General features: G+C 60.3%; 21 protein-coding genes and 1 tRNA gene. 14 read left to right on the top strand and 8 right to left on the bottom strand.

Annotated elements, in window-relative coordinates; all coding sequences use genetic code 11:
• Positions 1-2 precede the first annotated feature (2 nt).
• The gene (gene rpoZ / locus NKI66_RS18420; protein WP_023812863.1) at positions 3-404 is read right to left on the bottom strand and encodes a DNA-directed RNA polymerase subunit omega; all 402 of its coding nucleotides are present in this window, start codon (positions 402-404) and stop codon (positions 3-5) included.
• A gap of 324 nt (positions 405-728) precedes the next feature.
• On the opposite strand from rpoZ, the gene NKI66_RS18425 reads away from it, so the two are divergent.
• From NKI66_RS18425 to NKI66_RS18440, 4 genes are read left to right on the top strand one after another with little or no spacing between them, the layout of a single operon-like run.
• Positions 729-1,310, top strand: coding sequence for a LabA-like NYN domain-containing protein (locus tag NKI66_RS18425; protein ID WP_023812862.1), 582 nt, complete (start codon positions 729-731; stop codon positions 1,308-1,310).
• 11 nt (positions 1,311-1,321) lie between these two features.
• Positions 1,322-1,978, top strand: coding sequence for a uracil-DNA glycosylase (locus tag NKI66_RS18430; protein WP_023812861.1), 657 nt, complete (start codon positions 1,322-1,324; stop codon positions 1,976-1,978).
• A 58-nt stretch (positions 1,979-2,036) separates the two neighbouring features.
• A complete protein-coding gene (locus NKI66_RS18435) occupies positions 2,037-2,348 on the top strand; it encodes a type II toxin-antitoxin system RelE/ParE family toxin (protein WP_023812860.1) in 312 nt (103 codons plus the stop codon).
• Entirely contained in the window at positions 2,339-2,644 is a 306-nt protein-coding gene (locus tag NKI66_RS18440) for an addiction module antidote protein (RefSeq protein WP_023812859.1), read from the top strand. Before NKI66_RS18435 ends, NKI66_RS18440 begins: the two co-directional genes overlap by 10 nt.
• 55 nt (positions 2,645-2,699) lie before the next feature.
• Here the strand turns inward: NKI66_RS18440 and NKI66_RS18445 are convergent, their stop codons facing one another.
• The 3 genes from NKI66_RS18445 to dapA are packed head-to-tail and all read right to left on the bottom strand — an operon-like array spanning position 2,700 to position 4,809.
• Positions 2,700-3,407: a glycoside hydrolase family 25 protein gene (locus tag NKI66_RS18445; RefSeq protein WP_023812858.1), complete on the bottom strand. Its 708-nt coding sequence runs from the start codon at positions 3,405-3,407 to the stop codon at positions 2,700-2,702.
• Between the two features lie 15 nt (positions 3,408-3,422).
• The gene (gene smpB / locus NKI66_RS18450) at positions 3,423-3,902 is read right to left on the bottom strand and encodes an SsrA-binding protein SmpB (protein ID WP_013532594.1); all 480 of its coding nucleotides are present in this window, start codon (positions 3,900-3,902) and stop codon (positions 3,423-3,425) included.
• Between the two features lie 25 nt (positions 3,903-3,927).
• Entirely contained in the window at positions 3,928-4,809 is an 882-nt protein-coding gene (gene dapA, locus NKI66_RS18455) for a 4-hydroxy-tetrahydrodipicolinate synthase (RefSeq protein ID WP_023812857.1), read from the bottom strand.
• Positions 4,810-5,054: 245 nt separating this feature from the next.
• Between dapA and NKI66_RS18460 the strand changes: the two genes are divergently transcribed.
• Both NKI66_RS18460 and NKI66_RS18465 read left to right on the top strand, forming a co-directional pair.
• A complete protein-coding gene (locus tag NKI66_RS18460) occupies positions 5,055-7,106 on the top strand; it encodes a lytic transglycosylase domain-containing protein (RefSeq protein ID WP_352752487.1) in 2,052 nt (683 codons plus the stop codon).
• A 110-nt stretch (positions 7,107-7,216) separates the two neighbouring features.
• A complete protein-coding gene (locus NKI66_RS18465) occupies positions 7,217-8,116 on the top strand; it encodes an alpha/beta fold hydrolase (RefSeq protein WP_352752489.1) in 900 nt (299 codons plus the stop codon).
• 59 nt (positions 8,117-8,175) lie between these two features.
• Here the strand turns inward: NKI66_RS18465 and NKI66_RS18470 are convergent, their stop codons facing one another.
• Together NKI66_RS18470 and NKI66_RS18475 are read right to left on the bottom strand one after the other, a co-directional pair.
• On the bottom strand, positions 8,176-9,270 hold the full coding sequence (locus tag NKI66_RS18470; protein ID WP_352752490.1) for a tyrosine-type recombinase/integrase: 1,095 nt from the start codon (positions 9,268-9,270) through the stop codon (positions 8,176-8,178).
• A 237-nt stretch (positions 9,271-9,507) separates the two neighbouring features.
• The gene (locus tag NKI66_RS18475) at positions 9,508-10,611 is read right to left on the bottom strand and encodes a porin (protein ID WP_352584950.1); all 1,104 of its coding nucleotides are present in this window, start codon (positions 10,609-10,611) and stop codon (positions 9,508-9,510) included.
• Between the two features lie 451 nt (positions 10,612-11,062).
• On the opposite strand from NKI66_RS18475, the gene NKI66_RS18480 reads away from it, so the two are divergent.
• The 3 genes from NKI66_RS18480 (at position 11,063) to NKI66_RS18490 (ending at position 12,937) form a co-directional block, all read left to right on the top strand.
• Positions 11,063-11,153 (top strand) — tRNA-Ser (locus tag NKI66_RS18480).
• A 230-nt stretch (positions 11,154-11,383) separates the two neighbouring features.
• Positions 11,384-11,626: a GIY-YIG nuclease family protein gene (locus tag NKI66_RS18485; RefSeq protein ID WP_023812851.1), complete on the top strand. Its 243-nt coding sequence runs from the start codon at positions 11,384-11,386 to the stop codon at positions 11,624-11,626.
• A gap of 123 nt (positions 11,627-11,749) precedes the next feature.
• Complete coding sequence (locus NKI66_RS18490; RefSeq protein ID WP_023812850.1) at positions 11,750-12,937, top strand: porin; 1,188 nt, start codon at positions 11,750-11,752, stop codon at positions 12,935-12,937.
• A gap of 159 nt (positions 12,938-13,096) precedes the next feature.
• Here NKI66_RS18490 and NKI66_RS18495 read toward each other — a convergent pair whose 3' ends face one another.
• Positions 13,097-14,764, bottom strand: coding sequence for a tetratricopeptide repeat-containing sulfotransferase family protein (locus tag NKI66_RS18495; RefSeq protein WP_352752492.1), 1,668 nt, complete (start codon positions 14,762-14,764; stop codon positions 13,097-13,099).
• 117 nt (positions 14,765-14,881) lie between these two features.
• Here NKI66_RS18495 and NKI66_RS18500 point away from each other — a divergent pair, with 117 nt between their 5' ends.
• Complete coding sequence (locus tag NKI66_RS18500; RefSeq protein ID WP_352752493.1) at positions 14,882-15,994, top strand: pyridoxal phosphate-dependent aminotransferase; 1,113 nt, start codon at positions 14,882-14,884, stop codon at positions 15,992-15,994.
• A gap of 36 nt (positions 15,995-16,030) precedes the next feature.
• Here NKI66_RS18500 and NKI66_RS18505 read toward each other — a convergent pair whose 3' ends face one another.
• A complete protein-coding gene (locus NKI66_RS18505) occupies positions 16,031-17,023 on the bottom strand; it encodes a bifunctional helix-turn-helix transcriptional regulator/GNAT family N-acetyltransferase (RefSeq protein ID WP_352752495.1) in 993 nt (330 codons plus the stop codon).
• 163 nt (positions 17,024-17,186) lie between these two features.
• Between NKI66_RS18505 and NKI66_RS18510 the strand changes: the two genes are divergently transcribed.
• From NKI66_RS18510 to NKI66_RS18525, 4 genes are all read left to right on the top strand, one after another.
• Positions 17,187-17,471, top strand: coding sequence for an acylphosphatase (locus tag NKI66_RS18510; protein ID WP_352752496.1), 285 nt, complete (start codon positions 17,187-17,189; stop codon positions 17,469-17,471).
• Between the two features lie 71 nt (positions 17,472-17,542).
• The gene (locus NKI66_RS18515; RefSeq protein WP_352752498.1) at positions 17,543-18,193 is read left to right on the top strand and encodes a TetR/AcrR family transcriptional regulator; all 651 of its coding nucleotides are present in this window, start codon (positions 17,543-17,545) and stop codon (positions 18,191-18,193) included.
• A 66-nt stretch (positions 18,194-18,259) separates the two neighbouring features.
• The gene (locus NKI66_RS18520) at positions 18,260-19,423 is read left to right on the top strand and encodes an isovaleryl-CoA dehydrogenase (RefSeq protein ID WP_352752500.1); all 1,164 of its coding nucleotides are present in this window, start codon (positions 18,260-18,262) and stop codon (positions 19,421-19,423) included.
• A gap of 1 nt (position 19,424) precedes the next feature.
• Positions 19,425-21,032 carry a carboxyl transferase domain-containing protein gene (locus NKI66_RS18525; protein ID WP_352752502.1) on the top strand — a complete coding sequence of 536 codons (1,608 nt, stop codon included), beginning with the start codon at positions 19,425-19,427 and terminating at the stop codon, positions 21,030-21,032.
• The last annotated feature ends 156 nt before the right edge of the window (positions 21,033-21,188 follow it).

Consider the following 21,188-nt stretch of genomic DNA (forward strand, 5'->3'; position numbering starts at 1 on the left):
GCTTAGTAGTCGTCGCTCTTTTCCGGCGGCACCAGGCCCTCGATGCCGGCCAGGAGGTCTTCCTCGGTCATCCGGTCGAAGGTGACGTTCTCCTCGGTGTCATCGGCGTCGGTGGCCGCAACGGCGGCGCCGGTCTGATCGGCAATCGCCTCGCCGTCGGCTTCGGGCTCGTCGACCTCGACATGCTTCTGCAGCGAATGGATCAGATCTTCCTTGAGGTCGTCGGGCGAAAGCGTCTCATCGGCGATCTCGCGCAGCGCCACGACCGGGTTCTTGTCGTTGTCACGCGGCACGGTGATCGGCGCGCCCTGGCTGATCTGGCGGGCGCGGTGGCCGGCCAAGAGCACCAGCTCGAAGCGGTTGTCGACCTTGTCGATGCAATCTTCAACGGTTACGCGGGCCATGGATTGCCCCTTTCATGCGATGGATTTGATGGAAAACAGGCGCGGTCCATAACCCGAACGCCGCCAAAATACAAGCATCATGGCAATGGCCGGGCTGCATGGCGCCCAAACCTTGGTTCAAACACCCGATTTGGCAAAACCTGTCTGTGGTTATGTGTTCGGTGTCCCGATCACAATTGCTTGCAGTACAGCACGCACCCTTGGATTGCCGCGAAACTGGCGCTATCTCGGATGGCATGGAGGTCAGCCGGTTTATTATGAGCCTGACCGAACGCTATCGCATTTCGTTTAGACGGCCGTTTATTTCGAGAAGGAATATTTTCCATGTTCGACCCTCGTGAAAAAATCGCCCTATTCATCGACGGCGCCAATCTTTACGCGACGTCGCGTGCACTCGGCTTCGACATCGACTATCGCAAGCTCCTGTCGAGCTTTCAGAAGCGCGGCTATCTGTTGCGCGCCTATTATTACACGGCGCTGGTCGAGGATCAGGAATACTCCTCGATCCGTCCGTTGATCGACTGGCTCGACTATAATGGCTTCAAGGTGGTCACCAAGCCGGCCAAGGAGTTCACCGACTCGACCGGTCGCCGCAAGATCAAGGGCAATATGGACATCGAGCTTGCGGTCGATGCGCTGCAGCTCGCCGATGTCGTCGACCACTACGTCATCTTTTCCGGCGACGGCGACTTCCGCACGCTGGTCGAGGCGTTGCAGCGGCGTGGCCGCAAGGTGTCGATCGTCTCGACCATGGCCTCGCAGCCGCCGATGATCTCCGACGACCTGCGCCGCCAGGCCGACCATTTCATCGACCTGATGACATTGAAGAACGAGGTCGGCCGTGATCCCTCCGAGCGGTCGGTGCGGCGGCCCGAGCCGGCCGAAGTCGACGAGGACGATTACTGAGGCCAGTCGCCTTGACCGCCCTTTCCGCCTCCGAACCCGGCCGCGATTGCCCGCTCTGCCCGCGGCTGCATGACTTCATCGCCGAATGGCGGCAGCGCGAGCCGTCCTGGTTCAATGCGCCGGTGCCGACTTTTTTGCCTCCCGAAGGTGACGCGACGGTCCAACTGCTGATCGTCGGGCTGGCGCCCGGCCTTCGCGGTGCCAACCGAACGGGCCGCCCGTTCACCGGCGACTATGCCGGCGACCTGCTCTACTCGACGCTGATTTCGCACGGTTTTGCACGCGGCGAATTCAAGGCCAGACCCGACGACGGATTGGAGCTTGTCGGCACCGCGATCACCAACGCGGTGCGCTGCGTGCCGCCGGAGAACAAGCCGGTGGCCGCAGAGATTGCCACCTGTCGGACATTCCTGGTGCCGACGATCGCGCGGTTCCCCAATTTGCGCGCCGTGCTGGCACTGGGATCGATCGCGCACCAGTCGACCGTGCGGGCACTGGGTGGGCGCGTCGCCGCCTACCCGTTCAAGCATGGCGGGCAGCTGCCGGCCGGTGGCGTCACGCTGTTTTCGAGCTATCACTGCTCACGCTACAACACCAATACCGGCGTGCTGACCGAGGCAATGTTCGTCAGCGTTTTCAGCCAGATAGCGGCGTTCTTGGGCAAGTAGGCACGATAAGCAATCAGCTTCTCCCCTTGACAATAGTCAACCATGGTTTACAGTTACCATGATGCAGGTTTTCGAAACCGATACATTCAAACGCTGGCTCGAAGACCTCCGCGACGCGCAAGCAAAAGCCCGCATTGTTCGGCGCATCGACCGACTGACTGTAGGCAATCCGGGAGACGTCAAGCCCGTTGGCGAGGGCATAAGCGAAATGCGGATCGACGATGGTCCTGGCTATCGCATCTATTTCCTCCAAGCAGGCAACTTGTGCGTGCTGCTCCTTTGCGGTGGCGACAAAGGAACGCAAAGCAGAGACATCGCAGCCGCAAAAAAACTCGCCAAGGAATGGAAGGACAAGGCAATATGGCAATGAAAGTCACAGCCTTTGACGGGGCCGAATATCTCGACACTCCAGAGGCAATCGAAGCATATCTGGCAGCGACGTGCGAAGATGGCACCGCAGCGGAGATTGCTCATGCGCTTGGCGTCATTGCGCGTGCGCAGAACATGACGAGACTTGCCGAGAAAGCCGGTATGACGCGACAGGCTCTCTACAAGGCCCTGAGCGGCGAAGGGAATCCCGAATTCGCAACGATCATGAAAGTGGCCGAGGCGCTTGGTCTGAAACTGACCTTCGTGAGCGCGCAGGCAGGACGGAACGCTGCGTAACACGAATCAGCGCGCCGACATTTGGTTCTCCATCTCGCCAGCGGAATTCGTCTGATCAAGGTGCAGCGAACAGCTCGGCCAATTTCTCCGGCCCACCCTGCAGCACATTCAGGTCGACATCGCCGTTGATGCCGTCGACGCGACCCCTGTTGTGGTACTGCCAGTAGACCCAGTCGTCGCGATCCGGCTCCAGGAGCAATGAGCGGAGCCAGAGCGGACGGGCAGCAATCCGCGCTGCATACGCTTCCGCTGCGTCGTCGGTCAGATAGACCACCGCCGGCTTGCCGAACGCCGCCTCGACTGGAGCGAGGAACGCGGCCAGTTCGGCGTTCAATTGTTCGGGCGTCGGCCGCTGCGGGCAGTTGCCGCCGAATTCGATATCGACCACGGGTGGCAGCAGGGGCTGATCGTGCGGCACCACCGAGATGAAATTCTTCGCCTGGTCCGCACCCGGCCGGCAAAAGGTGAAAAAGTGATAGGCGCCGACGGCGAGACCGGCGGCCCGGGCCTCTTCCAAATTCCGTGCGAAAGCATCATCGACATGATCGCCGCCTTCGGTCGCCTTGATGACGGCAAAGGCGACATCGTCGGCGGCTACGCGCCGCCAATCAATCTGGCCCTGATGATGGGAGACGTCGATGCCCCTGACCGGATATTTATCGCGATCCGGCGAGAATGTGCGGAAGTAGAGATAGCCGCCTGCCGTGATGAGGCACACCGAGACCAGGCTCGCTAGACCGAAAAGAACAATCCGGTTCGTCAAGCGAATGGCCCCAGCCTACCCACGCTCTTTTAAGAGCCGGCCCTTCTCGCGCGACCAGTCGCGCTGCTTCTCGGATTCGCGCTTGTCGTGCAGTTTCTTGCCGCGGCCGACGGCGAGCAACAGCTTGGCGCGACCCTGGTCGTTGAAATAGATTTTCAGCGGCACCAGCGTCATGCCTTCGCGGTCGACACTCTGCGACAGTTTCGCCATCTCGCGCTTGTTGAGCAGCAGCTTGCGGCGCCGGCGCGGCTCATGGTTGAAGCGGTTGGCCTGCAGATATTCCGGCAGATAAGAGTTGATCAGCCAGATCTCGCCGCCTTCGACCGAGGCATAGCTGTCTTGGATGTTGGCTTGGCCCTGGCGCAGCGACTTGACCTCGGTGCCGGTCAGCACCAGACCGGCCTCGACCGTGTCGAGCACCTCATAGGAAAACCGCGCCTTGCGGTTTTCCGAAACGGTCTTGTTGTTGGGATCGGCTTTTCTGACTTGATTCATGATGCGGAGAGGTGGCGCCTCATCCCTAATTAATCAAGCCGGCGTGCTTCATCGCCGCATCGATCTTGTCGGCGGTCGACTGTTCGACCGTCATTAGCGGCGAACGCAGCACATTTTCGACCTTGCCCAGCTTCGACAGCGCATATTTCGCCCCGGAAACGCCAGGTTCGATAAAGATCGCCTTGTGCAGCGGCAGCAGACGATCTTGCAATTCCAGTGCCTTGGCGCTGTCGCCGGACAGCGTCGCTTCCTGGAATTCCGCGCACAGCCGCGGCGCGACATTCGAGGTCACCGAGATGCAGCCGACGCCGCCATGCGCGTTGAATCCAAGCGCCGAAGCATCCTCGCCCGAAAGCTGGATAAAATCCATGCCGCACGTGGCGCGCTGCTCGGAGACCCGTTCGACCTTGCCGGTGGCATCCTTGACGCCGACAATGTTCTTGAAGTCGTGCGCAAGCCGCCCCATCGTCTCCGGCATCATGTCGATCACCGAGCGCGGCGGGATGTTGTAGATGATGATCGGCAGCTTGGTCGCCCTGGCGACCGCCGCGAAGTGCTCGTACAGGCCGCGTTGTGTCGGCCTGTTGTAATAGGGCGTGACAACGAGTGCAGCATCCGCACCGGCCTTCTCGGCATACTGCACGAGGCCGACCGCTTCCTCGGTGTTGTTGGAGCCGGCGCCGGCGACGACCGGAACGCGGCCCTTGGCCACCTCGATACACACCTTGACGACCTGGCGGTGCTCGTCATGCGACAGCGTCGGCGACTCGCCGGTGGTGCCGACCGGCACCAGTCCAGTCGTGCCCTCGCCGAGTTGCCATTCGACGAATGCGCGAAAGGCTTTCTCGTCGAAACGCCCGCTCTTTTCGAACGGTGTCACGAGCGCAGTAAGCGAGCCTCTCAGCATATCGTCCAACTCCTTGGCACTTCTATTTTGTGTCGGTGTTTTGTTGTGCGCGCCTTCTAGCCGAAAGCGAAGCGGCGCACCATAGTCTCGACATGGTTGCACGGCAAGCATTGCCATGGTGCCAGCAAGCGCAATTCGAACGGCCTCGATAACTCTTTGTTTACGAGCTCTTCACGACCTAAGTTTAGGCTTCGAGGCATCTCCGCCTGCTTGTGGAATGCCAGGACAAGGAAGATTTAAGGATCATGCCGGGCGGTCGGCCTCACATTCTCGCGCTGCTTGGCGCCACGCTCGCGCTGATGCCGGGCATGGCGATCAGTGGTAGCGTGGACGTACGGGTCACCTCAGCCATTCCGATGCCAGGCGCGGCAATTGCGCTGCCTGACCTGCAGGGCAGGATCCCACAGCCGCCCTTGCCCGACGTCGCCCCCTTGAAAAGCGGGCTGGATGCGTTGGCGGCGGGCGATAGTCCCCGCGCTCGTGGTGTGCGCGATGGCCTTCCCGCTCAGTCGCTCGACCAGCATATCCTTGCCTGGGCGATCGCGCTTTATGGCGGCGACAAGATTCCGAGCGGCGATATCACTGCTGCGGCCAAGATGCTGCCCAATTGGCCGGGCACCGTCACCCTGCGCAAAAACAGCGAACGCGCACTCTATCGCGAGAACCCTGCCCCCGATGCCGTCATTGCGGCATTCGACGGCGGCCAGCCGCAGACATTCGAAGGCGTGATGGTTCTTGCCCGCGCCTATGTGGCGTCAGGCAATATCAAGGCGGCACGTTCGGTGCTGTCGCCCTTCTGGCGCACCGCGATCCTGGAGGCCAAGGACGAGGCGGCGCTGATCAAGGAATTCGGTAGCCTGATCCCGGCCGCCGACCACCGCTTTCGCATGGAGCGCATGTTCTATGCCGACCGTGCGAATTCCGCCCTGCGTGTCGCCGGCCTTGCCGGTGCCCAGCAGCTCGCCGATGCATGGGCGGCGGCCGACAAAGGCGACAAGAACGCGCCCAAGCTGCTGAAGGCCGTGCCGGCAATGCAACGTTCGGCCGGCTACTTCTTCGCGCAGGCCGAATATCTGCGCAAGCAGGAGGATTTTGCCGGCGCCGCGGCCATTGTGATGCAGGCGCCGACCGATCGCGAAGCTCTGGTCGATCCGGATGCCTGGTGGGTCGAGCGCCGGGTGCTGTCGCGCGAACTGGTAGACCAGGGCGACATGAAGACCGCGTACAAGATCGTCGCCACACACGCCGCCGAAAGTGCCACCAATGCGGCGGACGCCGAATTCCATGCTGGCTGGTATGCGCTGCGCGGCCTGAACGACCCAAAAACCGCGGCCAGTCATTTCGCTCGCATCGCGGACCTCGCCCAGGGGCCGATGACGCTGTCGCGCGCCTATTACTGGCTCGGCCGTGCCGCGGAAGTCGGCGGTCCGGGCAATGCCAAGGACTATTTTGCGCGCGCCGCTGCCTATGGCACGACATTCTACGGCCAGCTTGCCGCCGAACGCGTGGGGCGGCAGGCGCTGAACATCGTCTATCCCTCGCCAAGTGCAGCCGACCGGCAGAATTTTGCCGGCCGCGAGGCCGTCAGCGCCATCAAGCGGCTGCAGGAGGCGGGCTACGACCGCTATGCCGAGACGCTCTATCGCGACCTTGCCGGGCAGTTGACCAGTCCGGGAGAACTGGCGCTGCTGGCTGTCGTTGCGGAAAAGCAAGGGAACCATTTCATGGCACTGAAAATCGGCAAGATCGCCGGGGCGCGCGGCATCGATGTCGGGGCATTGTCGCATCCGCTCGGCGTCATTCCCGATTCGGCCGACATTTCCGGCTCGGGCAAGGCGCTGGCCTATGCGATCGCCCGCCAGGAAAGCGAATTCAACATCGGCGCAGTGTCGAGCGCCGGCGCGCGCGGGCTGCTGCAGCTGATGCCGGGAACCGCAAGGCAACTGGCGAAGAAGGCCGGGCTGCAGTTTTCGCAAACACGGCTGACCACTGATGCCGGCTATAACGCGACGCTTGGTTCGGCCTTCCTCGGCGAACAGCTCGACCGCTTCAACGGCTCCTACGTGCTGACCTTCGCCGGCTACAATGCCGGCCCCAACCGGGCCAGCCAATGGGTGGCCAGGTATGGCGACCCACGCGGCAAGGACATCGACGCGGTCGTCGACTGGATCGAGCGAATTCCCTACACGGAAACAAGAAGTTACGTTCAGCGCGTGATGGAGAATTACGAAGTCTACAAGATGCGTATTTCGGGTAAATATGACATCGTGGGAGATCTGGTGAACGGGCGGAGTTGAGGCTTTCTGTCCTTCTCCCCTTGTGGGAGAAGGCAAAAGAGCCTTTCATTTGACCATCCCTGCCCTCGCCTGTAGCTGTCCAGATCGGTACAGCGAGATCGAACATTCTGATGGCAAGCGAGCAAAGTTTCTCCGACTTCTTCTTCAGCGCACCCGATGGGCTACGCCTTCATGCGCGCATCTATGGTGAGGCCAATACCGGATCCTGGCCGGTTGTCTGCCTGCCTGGCCTGACCCGCAATGCCAGGGATTTTCACGAGCTGGCGCTCTATCTGTCGACGGATGCGGCAACTCCGCGAAAGGTCGTCGCCTTCGACTACCGTGGGCGCGGGCAGTCAACCTATGATCCCGACGTCAAAAATTACAATGTCGGCGTGGAGGCCGGCGACCTCCTGGCCGGGCTGACGGCGCTGAACATCGGAGAAGCGGCCTTCATCGGCACCTCGCGCGGCGGGCTGATCATCCATGTGCTCGGGATGATGCGGCCATCCATCCTGAAAGTCATTGTTTTCAACGACATCGGACCGGTGATCGAGACGGCCGGGCTTGCCCATATCCAGTCTTATCTCGAGCGCGACCCGGGACCGAAAACCCGCACGCAGGCGGCGGCCGCCCAGCGCAGCGTGCATGGCGAAGACTTCCCCTCCCTTGCCGGCGCCGATTGGGATCGAATGGTATGGGCTCTCTACCGCGAAACGGATGGTGGGCTGGTGCCGGATTTCGATCCGAAGCTGGTGGATACCGTTGCCAGTCTCGATCTGACGCAGAAGCTGCCTGATCTATGGCCTCAATTCGAGGCGTTGGCCGCCATCCCGTTGCTCGCCATACGTGGTGCCAATTCGAGATTGCTGTCCATGGATACGCTCAAGCAAATGAGAGAGCGCCATTCCATGATGGAGACGATCACTGTCGAGGGCCAGGGCCACGCGCCATTCCTCGAGACCGGCAGCCTGCCGGGCGACATAGCCGCTTTTCTCGATCAAGCCGAGCGGAAGAATATCCTGAAGTAAATCCCATGACCAAACAAGGTCACGGGACAACTACAATAGTATAGGCAGGATTCTTCAGCCTACTTGGCTTTTGAACTTTTCCGAGTCGCTTTCGGGGATTCCTTTGCGGTAGCGGCTGCCTCGTCCCTCTTTTTCCGCCCTGCCGTCGGCGACGAAGGCGTCGTCACGGGCGAAGAAAACATGGTGCCTTCAGCGCGATTGCCGCCCGGCTGAGTCGATCGAGGCGTTTCCAACACAATGACGCAGCCGTCGAGATCGTTTGTGGCCAGATGCGCGTAGCGCATGGTCATCGACAGCGTCTGGTGGCCGAGCCACATCTGCACGCGCCTGATGTCGATGCCGCCCTGGACAAGACGCGAGGCGCAGGTATGGCGCAGTATGTGCGGCACCACCTGATCATCGGCGCCGAGGCCGACTTCGGCCTTCGCGTCGTTCCAGATGGCACGAAACTGTGCCTGGCTGAGCTTGGTGAACGGTCCTTTGGGCCGGCGACCCTCAGTGGGAGGCAGCTTGATGACTTCTTTGACTCGCTCGGTCATTGGAATGGTGCGGCTGCGGCCGGATTTGGTGATCCAGAAACTGACGCGATGCTCCTGGATATCGTTCCAGATCAGCCCAAGCGCCTCGCCGAGACGGCATCCGGTGTCGACCAGGAAGACGGAAAGCCTGTAGGCATCCTCGCTGCGGTTCTTGATGGCGGCGAACAGGCGCGCCTCTTCGTCCCTTTCGAGGAAGCGAATCCGACCCGCCCGCTCCTTCTGGCGGCGGAACTCGGGCAGGCTGTGGATATCTCCCATCTTGTGAGCCTTGCGCAGCAGTTTGCTGAGGGCAGCCATTTTTCGATTGATGGTTGCGTTGCTGTTGCCGCGCTGGCGCAAGGTGCCGATAAGGTTGTCCAGGGTACTTTGGTCAAAGGCGCTGAAACGCTCCCCAAGGAGAATCTCGTCTATTTCGCCGATGAACGAGCTGACATTATACTTATGCCGCCCATCATCCCATAATATGTCCCGATATGCTGAAAAAAGATCTCCGACCCGATGCGACTTTACTTCTCTAATCTTGTTGTAGGTGTATCGAATCTTCGGACTTTGAGAAGAAAACATCGAAAAATGATCAGAGGTCTCGCCCTCTTGAATCGCTTCGTTCGTCATCATTTGCCACACCCCCGAGTGGGATAGGTCAGCCCTACCCGCTTGGAAGCGTCCTTTCAAGAGATTTTAATCACGCAGTTGTGATTTCATCCGCCCATCAGCGGATCCCACGAAATCACCCCACGGATTTATTCAGCTACCGTTACCCCCATCCTTCCGTTTGCCTTGATCCAGTCACGAAACAAAAACAGCCCGGGCGTTGTGCGCCCGGGCTGGATTTCACCTGTAAGGAACCAGCCCTTAGAACGAGCGCTGGAAGCGGAGGATACCGCCGATGCTGCTGTCATCGTCAGCGCCGGTCCAGTTGGACGCCGGGAAGCTGCCCGCATTGACGTAGTCGACTTCGGCCGTGACCGTGAAGCCGGGAACGACGTCATAGGCGATATTCGCCGCGATGCCGAGGTTCTCGTCTTCATCATACGACACCTGGGCGTTGAACGAGGTCTTCTCGTTGAACTTGTAGGTGCCACCGCCCCAGACTGCCCAGTTGCCGCCCCACAGCTTGTACATGGAGCGACCACCGCCGAAGTCGTTGATATTATCATCAGTGCCGTAGCCACCCATGATAAACAGCGAAAGTTCATTCGTGGCGTTCACATCCAAACGAACCTTTCCAGCAACTTCTTCGTAATTGCTGTCATAAGCAATGACACCGCTGATGCCACCCCAACCCTGCGTCCACTTCACGCCGCCAACGACATGAGGGACGTAGCTGTCGATCGTGAAGTCGCCATAGCCTTCTTCGAGAGAGACCACAGCCGAGAAGCCGTTCCCAGCGTCGAAGTAGTACTGAATCACGTTCGTGTCGAAGCCACCATAAGGAACGAGCGTATCCTGGATGACGTTGCCAGCATAACCGGTAAACGTATCGAACGCCGATTCGTCCTTACCGACGCGCAGGCCACCGAGCTGGATCCAAGCGAAATTAAGCGAAATGCCCTTATTGAAGGCTTCGTCGCTAAAATTCGTGTTGCCGAAATTGATACGAGTCTCGGTGTAGGTCTTCAAGGTACCGAGTTCGGTCTCCTGGCCGGTCCAGGTCTTCAGCGTGAAGCGTGCATTTTTTCTCCAGGTATCCTGGACGTCACCATCCATCCGGTCGATAGCACGAGCACCATTAAACGAACCAATGTCACCAGCGCCGATGTCGTAACGCACATAGCCGCCGATGCGCAGGCAGGTTTCGGTGCCGGGGATGTAGAAGTAGCCAGCGCCATAGACGTCGCAAATCTTGACGTATTCAGCGGGTTCCGGCTCGGCGACGACGACGGCGTCGGCGGCGCGCGCACCGGAAACTGCGATCAGGGCCGCAGCGGAGCCGAGGAGAAGGCTCTTGATGTTCATTTTCTGACCTCCAGTCAAAAGTTAAAAAACGGGTCTGGGTATTCTTTGCTGAAGGACAGCGTTCCCTGCCCCATCCCCACTACCGAAAAAGATGCGCACCGCGCCGCTCCTTCGAAATCGACATTACCCATGAGCCGGCGGCGTTCAACCACGATCGTACCGGCGAAAGGGCTGTTCGGATGCTATCCCCTGGCGTTGTTGCACAAATGACACGATTTGGCCTCACTCAGAAAGCTCTCGTTAACCATCAGGCCCGCCGCACCCCCTTGTTTGCCGCCGAATCCGGCGAAGGGCCGTCGGAATCATGGCAAGCTCCCGAGTCGCTAGCCAGGAAACAACCGCAGAACCGCCACATCCATGGAAGGTCGCGGTTCGGCGCCTTCTTATTTTTGCATATAATGATGCGGGCTTGTTGATTGTGCCGGCGCTTTTCTTTATCCACCGGCGCAACGGAGAGGTGGCCGAGTGGTCGAAGGCGCTCCCCTGCTAAGGGAGTAGAGGTCAAAAGCTTCTCGTGGGTTCGAATCCCATCCTCTCCGCCATCCTGCTTCGCTCTTCGAGCTTCGCAGGACAAGTCCAGACCTCTGCGCGAAGCAGGATGCCCTCCGAAGCCTCGGCGAAGGAGGGCTAAAACCCTAGCAAAACAAGGTTTTCTGCTTGCACTGTGCGCTTCGCAGGACAAGTCCAGACCTCTGTGCGATCCCAGCAAAAGCAGGGGTTGGCGGGCCGCCTTCCCCGAGCCAGGATACTCGCTTGGTTAAGGGGGTGGCTCGTGTGGTACGTATACCTGCTGGAAAGCAAGGCTACGGAAGGTGAGCGCTACATCGGCGTGACTTCAGACCTGAAGCGCCGACTTGCCGAACATAACGCCGGAAAATCCAGCCATACATCCAAGTTCATGCCATGGCGGATCGTCACCTATATCGCCTTCTCGAATCGAGCCAAGGCGACCTCGTTCGAACGTTATCTCAAATCCGGCTCCGGACACGCTTTCGCCAGCAAACGTCTTTGGTGATTGTTCGCGCGACGGCGGAAAATCCAGTATATTTTCGAAAAACCCTGGAGCCTCAATCACTTAACGCATAAAAGCGGTTTGCCGGTTCCGCTGTTTCGTTCGATTCTGACTGGAGGTCAGAAAATGAACATCAAGAGCCTTCTCCTCGGCTCCGCTGCGGCCCTGATCGCAGTTTCCGGTGCGCGCGCCGCCGACGCCGTCGTCGTCGCCGAGCCGGAACCCGCTGAATACGTCAAGATCTGCGACGTCTACGGCGCTGGCTACTTCTACATCCCCGGCACCGAAACCTGCCTGCGCATCGGCGGCTATGTCCGTTATGACATCGGCGCCGGCGACGTCGGCTCGTTCGATGGTGCTCGCAGCAACGACGTGCAGGACGGCAAGAACCAGGGAGCCTGGTACAAGAACACCCGCTTCACGCTCAAAACCTGGACCGGCCAGGAGACCGAGCTCGGTACCTTGAAGACCTACACCGAGACCCGCTTCAATTTCGGCAACAGCAACGGTGATCCCGACTTTGGCCCGAACGATGCGCACAACAAGGACGTATCGCTGAACTTCGCCTGGATCCAACTCGGCGGTCTGCGCGTCGGTAAAGACGAATCGGCCTTCGATACGTTCATCGGCTACGCCGGCAACGTCATCCAGGATACGCTGGTTCCCTACGGCGACTTCGACACCAACGTCGTCCAGTACTATTTCGACGCAGGCAATGGTTTCTCGGCCGTGCTCTCGCTCGAAGAAGGCTCGGGCGCTGGCTCTGTCGACGATCTCGGCAACGGCAAGTATGGCGTTGGCACGATCGACAGCTATGTTCCCCATGTCGTCGGCGGCGTGAAGTGGACCCAGGGCTGGGGCGCGATCACCGGTGTCGTTGCGTATGACAGCAACTACGAAGAAGTCGCTGGCAAGGTTCGCTTGGATGTGAACGTTTCCAACGAGTTGTCGTTGTTCATCATTGGTGGCTATGGCACCGACGATAACCTCAACGACCCGACCTACGATCAGCCCGCGGGCGGTCGAGGCTTCTACAAGCAGTGGGGCGGCAACTGGGCAGTTTGGGGCGGTGGCACCTACAAGTTCAACGAGAAGACCTCGTTCAACCTTCAGGCGTCTGCTGATGACTGGAAGAACGTCGGCGTCGCAGCGAACGTTGCCTATGACATCGTCCCCGGCTTCACCGTCACGGCCGAAGTTGACTATCTTCACGCCGGCAAGTTCGATGAGGGCAGCACGGATAACGTCGCCTGGACTCCGGCCGACAAGAAGAACAGCGTCGGCGGCCTGCTCCGCTTCCAGCGCTCGTTCTAATACATTTCGACTTGTCGAAATCGAAACCTGGCGGGCAACCGCCGGGTTTTTTCAGGACGTTGTACGACCATCGGATGCGGTGCTGATTCGGTATTAACAGCGAAAGTCTCGGACGCATTGCATGCACCCGCAAAGCTCGTCGGCAAATTACGGATTGGACTATTTGTCCGCTAGATCGCCCAACGCATCAATCAGCGTCTGAATTTCGTTTTCATAATTCTTCCAGCGCTTGACGGACGATTTGTAGATCGGCTGGCGAACCTGCCAGCGGCTGGGCGTGTTGACCGAACCATCCCTGTCGAAAAAACGCAGGCAGGCGTCATCCCAGGGCAGCCCAAGGTACTCTATGAGGCGGCGTGACTGCGCCTCCTGATCCTCGACCAGCGTTTCGTAGCGGTTTTCGAAAATCCTGCCTGGAAAAATCTTATCCCAATGCCGCATCAGGCGGTCATATTCGCGATAATAGAGGCCCAGTGTTCTCAGATCGCTATTGTAGCTGTGTCCCTCGCTGAAGTTCTGGACAAAACAAGACACGCAATTGTCGATGGCGTCACGGCGGCAATGAATGATGCGCGCGCCAGGAAAAAGAAGACCAATAAGTCCGATCAGCTCAAAATTATGCGGCGTCTTGTCCACCACCCGAAGTGCGGCAGGCGCTCGTTCCGTCAGATAGGACAGATGCTCTTCGGCCAGTGTTCTGGACATATCCGCCGTGATCGACATGATCGGCCGGCTCAGATCTCCAGCCGATGACGTTTTGAGGCCAATCGCATTTGCAACCCGCCTAAGTTTGCTGAGTTCCCCTGCCCCATGAACATCGGGATGGCTGCCGCAGATCTGTTCCGTGAGCGTTGTCCCCGAGCGCGGCATGCCAACCACGAACACCGGCGCGTCCGAAGAGTTTCCATACCCTGCCCTGGCGACCAACATATCCGGCGTGAAGGTCTCAATCATCGAATCGACCCAGCGACGGTACAGTTCGATGTGGAACTTGTAGCCGGAAGCCTTTTTCGCCTCATTGAAATGATCGAAAGCTTCTTCATAGCGCTTGAGGTCATTCAGCACCTTGCCGGCAGCGAAATGAAGCTTCTGAGCGCCATCTGAATCAAGCTTGGGATTGCGGAGTTCAAGAAGGATGGATTGGAGTTCCACCGGCTCTTCGGTGAACTTCTGTGTCTGTACAAGATCGTTGTAAGCAGCGGGAACCGCGATGCGACGCTTGATTGTTTCCTTCAAGTGGGCGGAGGCGCTGTCCATGCGCCCCAGGCTGGTTAGCGCGCTGGCCAGTCCGACCAGCACCTTAGGGTGATGGCGGTTGATCTTCAGCGCCTTCTCGTAGACCGGCAAAGCCATGTCGGGTTTGCCAAATTCATTGTAAGCGCGCCCCAATGCGCAAAGCGCATCGACCAGATCCGGCTTCAGTTGCAGCGCGTGCAGCATATGCTTGATTGCCGACGAATATTCCCCGACCTTCACATAGGCCTCGCCCAGGCTGAGGTGGTAGTAAGGGTTTTTCGGTTCCTCCCCGACGGCTCTGGCGAAATATCGCAAAGCCGCCTCATCGTCGTAGCCGAGGCAAATGGTCCCCAGGATATATAGAGCGAGCGGATGATTTGGCGTGCGCGACAGAACTCGAAGGCACAGGTCTTGAGCCTCGTTGAGCCGTTTTGCCTGCTGGAAAGTGTATGCCTGTTGCAGTAACGCTTCATCGACCTGCGCATGTGAAGGTGAATTTGCCACCGGCAAATTGGCTTGCGGCAATTTGAGTTTCGGCGCGGGACCGGGCTTGATGTGCTTGGACCAGGCAGGCGGCAGACGATTGTTCATTGCGTGTCGCTAGCAAAAACGGCCGAAAGAATCCAGCATTACTGATCTGCCCAGCGGCAACTTGCACCGACCCATCCGGCGCGCTAGCAAGAAGGCCCTTTCAAGCGAGCTTCCGCCATGCACCAGCGCCCTCCCCTCATGCCGCTCATCGCAGCGCTTCCCTCGACGGTGCCGTTTGTCGGCCCCGAAGCGCAGGAGCGCGAGCGTGGCCGCGCTTTTCGCGCCCGCATCGGCGCCAATGAGAGCAGCTTTGGTCCCTCGCCGCGCGTCACCGCCCGGATGGCCGAGATCGCCGGCGACATGTGGATGTATTGCGATCCCGACAATCACGATCTGAAGGTGGCGGTCGCCGCGCATCACGGCGTGAAGGCCGAGAACGTCGTTGTCGGCGAAGGCATAGATGGCCTGCTCAGCCTGGTGGCACGCATGTATGTCGCGCCTGGTGACGCGGTGGTTACCTCGCTCGGCGCTTATCCGACCTTCAACTTCCACATTGCCGGTGTCGGCGGGCGGCTGGTGACAGTCCCTTACGAGAACGACAAAGAAAGCCTGGATGGCCTGCTGGCGGCGGTGCGCAAGGACAAGGCCCCGCTGGTCTATCTCTCCAACCCCGACAATCCAATGGGCAGCTGGTGGGAGGCGAGCGAGATCATCCGCTTCATCGAGGCGCTGCCGGAAACCACCATGCTGGTGCTCGACGAGGCCTATGGCGAACTCGGGCCGGCCTCGGCGATGCCGCCGATCAATATCTCCAGGCCAAACGTCATCCGCATGCGCACCTTCTCGAAGGCTTACGGGCTGGCGGGCATACGTTGCGGCTATGCGATCGCCGAGGCCCAGGTGATCCGCGACTTCGAGAAGATCCGCAACCATTATGGCGTCAGCCGCATGGCGCAGATCGCCGGCGTCGAGGCGCTCGCCGATCAGGACTATCTGCAAAGCGTGGTCACGCGGGTCGCGGCCGGCCGCCGACGCATCGCCGGCATTGCCGAAGCGAACGGGTTGAAGCCACTGGCATCGGCGACCAATTTCGTCACCATCGATTGCTGCGGCGATGGCGCTTTCGCGCTGAAAGTTCTGCAAGGTCTGCTGTCACGCGACGTCTTCATCCGCAAGCCTATGGTGCCACGGCTCGACCGCTGCATCCGCGTCAGCGTCGGCCTCGATCACGAGCTCGATATTCTTGCCGAGGAGTTGCCTGGCGCGCTGGCAACGGCGCGGGGGAACTAGAATCGCGTCTGCAAGCAGCCCAGCAGCAAAAGCTGCCTACAAATCCATTTCCCAGGTCTGGCCGGTCAGATCCTTGCCGAAGCTGTGGTGGTGCTCCTGCGAGACCAGCGTGAAGCCGGCACGTTCGTAGATTGCACGCGCCGCAACGAGGATGTCGTTGGTCCACAGCACCAGCTTGGTGTAGCCGCAAGCTCGAGCCCGGTTCACGCATTCCGCGACCAGTCGTTTGCCGATGCCGAGGCCGCGCGCCGACGCCTCGACATGCAGCATTCTCAGCTTGGCCACCTTGTCGTCCTGATGAACAAGGAACACCGCGCCGACCGGCTGACCACCGCGCTCGGCGATCCAGCAGAAATCGCGGCCGGGCACGAAATTGCGAATGAAATCGGCGCCGATCTCGGCGAGCATGGCCTCGAACTCGATCGTCCAGCCATATTCCTCGGCATAGAGTTGGGCCTGGCGCTGCACGACCCAGCCGACATCGCCGACGCGATGCGGCCGCAACGTCACCTCGCTGCTTTCACGGGTGGGGTCGCCCAGCAATTCCCCCGCCTTGCGCAAGGCGCTGCGCAGTTCATGCAACCTGTCGTCGGGGACGCTTTCGATCAGCCGCGCCGTGTCCCGATCGGCCGCCGCTTGCAGTCTGGCAAGCGCTGCCTCGCCTCGTGAGGTCAGCGAGAGGACCCTTCGGCGCCGGTCAGCCGGGTCCGTTCTGGCCTCGGTCAGCCCCTGGCCCGCGAACTTGCGCAGGATCCGCGTCAGATAGGCGGCATCGACACGCAACTGTCTTGATATTTCGGAGGCCGCCGGGCCATTCTCCAGCCGAAAAGCATCAGCCAGGAAACCTCGCTCGCCGGCGATTTCGGCGGAAGCCAGGTTGCTGCGGTGACCCAGTTCGAACAGCACGCGCGCCTCGGTCAAAGTGAATGCACTTTGTGTCAGCGTCTCGTCGAGAAGGCCGACGGTGCGCGTGTAGAAGCGATTGAAGCGCCTGACATCGGCCACCAATGCGTTGCGTTCGTCCAACATCCAGCCAACTCCCAATAGGGCAGCTCCATTTTTCAAAATTAATGGACTGAGTCAATGAAATTTCAAAGCCAGAGGGCCCAGCTATTGCGTCGTGCGCGCAACTCTCATGTTGCATTCCCTGAGCCATGCACCAGATTTTAACGAGACAGGCTTGGAGAGATTCATGACTGGTCATCGCAGGAAAGTGCAGGCGCGCATCTACGGCAATGTGCAAGGCGTCGGCTTCAGAGCATGGGCCCGGGATGAGGCCACAGGCCTTGGTCTTGCGGGCTGGGTTTGCAATGAAGCGGATGGGGCCGTAACGACGCAAATTGCAGGCCTTGATGAAGCGGTCTCGACAATGATCAAGCGCCTCTGGGAAGGGCCGGCCGGAGCTTCTGTTTCCAAGGTCGACATCGAGGAGTTGGCAGCCGGAGAGGCTTTTGTTGGGTACAGGATCGTTGCATGAAGGTGAATTTGGATCGGGCGCCTTGAATTAATTGAACGTTTGTTTTATTGTTGCTCCGCAGAGGAGCTGACATGGCACGCACCACGGGGTCCGATGGCGAAAAGACCGAAGCGACCATCCGTGGGGCGGCGGTCAACCTCATCGCGCGCCTTGGTTACGAGGCGATGTCGATGCGCCAGCTTGCCGCCGAGGTCGGCGTCCAGGCAGCTGCGCTTTACCGCTACTTTCCAACCAAGGAAGAGCTTCTGTTCACGCTGATGCGCGAGCACATGGAAGGTCTTACCGATGCGTGGGAAGCCGCCCGCCCCGTCAGCGCAGATCCCGCGCAACGGCTCTCGGCCTATGTGCGCAATCACATCGCCTTTCACATCGAGCGACGGCACGCCACGCATGTGTCGAACATGGAATTGCGCAGCCTGTCGCCCGAACGGCTGACGCAGATTCTGCGCATGCGCACAGCTTACGAGAAGGAACTGCGCGCCATCCTGCGCGATGGCGACGAGACGGGCGCCTTCAGCATCGACGACACCGGGCTGACGGCCATGGCGCTGATCCAGATGATGACCGGCGTCATCGTCTGGTTTCGGCCGGGCGAACGGCTGTCGATCGCTGAAGTAACGGCGACATATCTTTCAATGACAATGCGGCTCGTCGGCGCGAAGATCGACGCCTACAGCGCCGCGCGTCCCTTCGGACGCGCAAAGGACGCTGCAGCATTTTGATTTCGCGCATGATCCCTTTCCGAAAATCAAAGGCGATTTTCGGGGTCATGCGCAGGGAGGACAAGCATGTACACGAACACGCTCAGCTTCGGGCATGACGAGGAGATCGAGGCGCTGCGCGACTTGGTGCGGCGCTTCGCCCAGGACCGGATCGCTCCGATCGCCGCCGACATCGATCGCTCGAACGAATTTCCGGCGCATCTGTGGGGTGAACTCGGTGCGCTCGGCCTGCTCGGCATCACGGCCGATCCCGATTTCGGCGGCAGCGGCATGGGCTATCTCGCGCATGTGATCGCCGTCGAGGAAATCTCGCGCGCTTCGGCCTCGGTCGGCCTCTCCTATGGTGCCCACTCCAATCTCTGCGTCAACCAGATCAACCGCTGGGGAACGCCGGCGCAGAAGGAAAAATTCCTGCCGCCACTGTGCTCGGGCGAGCGGGTCGGCGCGCTGGCGATGTCGGAACCCGGCGCCGGCTCGGACGTCGTCTCGCTCAAGCTGCGCGCCGAAAAGCGCAACGACCGCTACGTGCTCAACGGCACCAAGATGTGGATCACCAACGGGCCTGACGCCGAGACCCTGGTCGTCTACGCCAAGACCGACCCGGACCTGAAATCGCGCGGCATCACCGCTTTCATCGTCGAGAAGGCTTTTGCCGGGTTTTCCGTGGCGCAAAAGCTCGACAAGCTCGGCATGCGCGGCTCCAACACCGGCGAACTGGTGTTCAGGGATGTCGAGGTGCCCTTCGACAATGTGCTGCATGAGGAAAGGCGCGGCGTCGAGGTGCTGATGTCTGGCCTCGACTATGAGCGCACGGTGCTCGCCGGCGGCCCGATCGGCCTTATGGCGGCGTGCCTCGACGTGGCGGTCCCCTATGTGCACGAGCGCAAGCAGTTCGGCCAGGCGATCGGCGAGTTCCAGCTGGTGCAAGGCAAGTTGGCCGACATGTACACGACGATGAACGCCGCGCGCGCCTATGTCTATGCCGTCGCCGCAGCCTGCGACCGCGGCCAGACGACACGCAAGGACGCCGCCGGCTGCGTGCTGTTTGCCGCCGAGAAGGCGACGCTGATGGCGCTCGACGCCATCCAGCTGCTTGGCGGCAATGGCTACATCAACGACTATCCGACCGGCCGCCTGCTGCGCGACGCCAAGCTCTACGAGATCGGCGCCGGCACCAGCGAAATCCGCCGCTGGCTGATCGGCCGCGAGATCATGGCGGAAGAGGTATAGCATGGCTACGCTGCAAACCCAGATATCCCCCTCCTCCGAAGCATTCCATGCCAATGCCGAGCGCATGCGGGCGCTGGTCGCCGACATTGCGGAGAAGGCGGCCACCGTCGAGCGCGGCGGCTCGGAGGAAGCGCGTGAGCGGCATGTTTCGCGCGGCAAGCTCCTGCCGCGCGAGCGCCTCGCGCAATTGCTGGATGTCGGTTCACCCTTCCTCGAGATCGGCCAGTTCGCTGCTTGGTCGATGTATGGCGAGGAGATTTCGTCGGCCGGCATGATCGCCGGCGTCGGCCGCGTCGAGGGCACCGAGGTGATGGTCGTCGTCAACGACGCCACGGTGAAGGGCGGCACCTATTATCCGCTGACGGTGAAGAAGCATTTGCGGGCGCAGGAGATCGCACTGCAAAACAATCTGCCTTGCATCTACCTCGTCGACAGCGGCGGCGCCAATCTGCCCAATCAGGACGAGGTGTTTCCCGATCGGGAGCATTTCGGCCGCATCTTCTACAACCAGGCCAACATGTCGGCATCAGGCATTCCGCAGATTGCCTGCGTCATGGGTTCCTGCACGGCGGGCGGCGCCTATGTGCCGGCGATGTCCGACGAGACGATCATGGTGCGCAACCAGGCGACCATCTTCCTCGGCGGTCCGCCGCTGGTGAAAGCGGCGACCGGCGAGGACGTCAGCGCCGAGCATCTCGGCGGCGCCGATGTGCACACCAGGCTCTCCGGTGTTGCCGACCACTATGCGCTGGACGACGACCATGCGCTCGCCATCTGCCGCCGCATCGTCAAAAACCTGAATCGGAACAAGACTGTAAGCCTAAACTTACAGAGATCGATTCCGCCGCTTCATCCGGCGGATGAACTCTACGGCATCGTGCCGACCGACCTGCGCCAGCCCTATGACGCACGCGAGGTGATTGCGCGCATCGTCGACGGTTCCGAATTCGACGAGTTCAAGCAGAATTACGGCACCACGCTGATCACCGGCTTTGCCCATCTCCATGGCATGCCGGTCGGCATCATCGCCAACAACGGCGTGCTGTTTTCCGAAAGCGCTGTGAAGGGCGCGCACTTCATCGAACTGTGCTGCCAGCGCAAGATCCCATTGGTCTTCCTGCAAAACATCACCGGCTTCATGGTCGGTCGAAAATATGAAGCAGGCGGCATCGCCAAGGACGGCGCCAAGCTGGTGATGGCGGTCGCTACCGCCCGCGTGCCAAAGGTGACGATCATCATCGGCGGTTCGTTCGGCGCCGGCAATTACGGCATGTGCGGCCGCGCCTATTCGCCGCGCTTCCTGTGGATGTGGCCGAACGCCCGCATCTCGGTGATGGGCGGCGAGCAAGCAGCAACGGTGCTTGCCATGGTCAAGCGCGAAGGCATCGAGCGCAAGGGCGGGGAATGGAGCGCCGAGGAAGAGGCGAAATTCAAGAAGCCGATCCTGATGAAATACGAGCATGAGGGCCATCCGCTCTATTCGTCCGCACGCCTCTGGGACGACGGCATCATCGACCCTGCGAAGACCCGCGACGTGCTGGCGCTCAGCCTGTCCGCTGCGCTCAACGCCGAAATCGAGGACACGCGCTTCGGCGTGTTTCGGATGTGAGAATGGACGGTCAACTTCGACGGACAAACGGCGGAACTATACCAGCAGGCCGTTGCTGCCGTGCGAAAAGGCTGAACTGTATGGACCAACCGATTCATCAGCATAGGCGGCTTCGAATCTCAAACAGTGAACTGGCGGCGAGGCAAAATATTCGAT

Origin of the sequence: Mesorhizobium sp. M0518, assembly GCF_040321125.1 — a bacterium.
Lineage (GTDB): Bacteria > Pseudomonadota > Alphaproteobacteria > Rhizobiales > Rhizobiaceae > Mesorhizobium.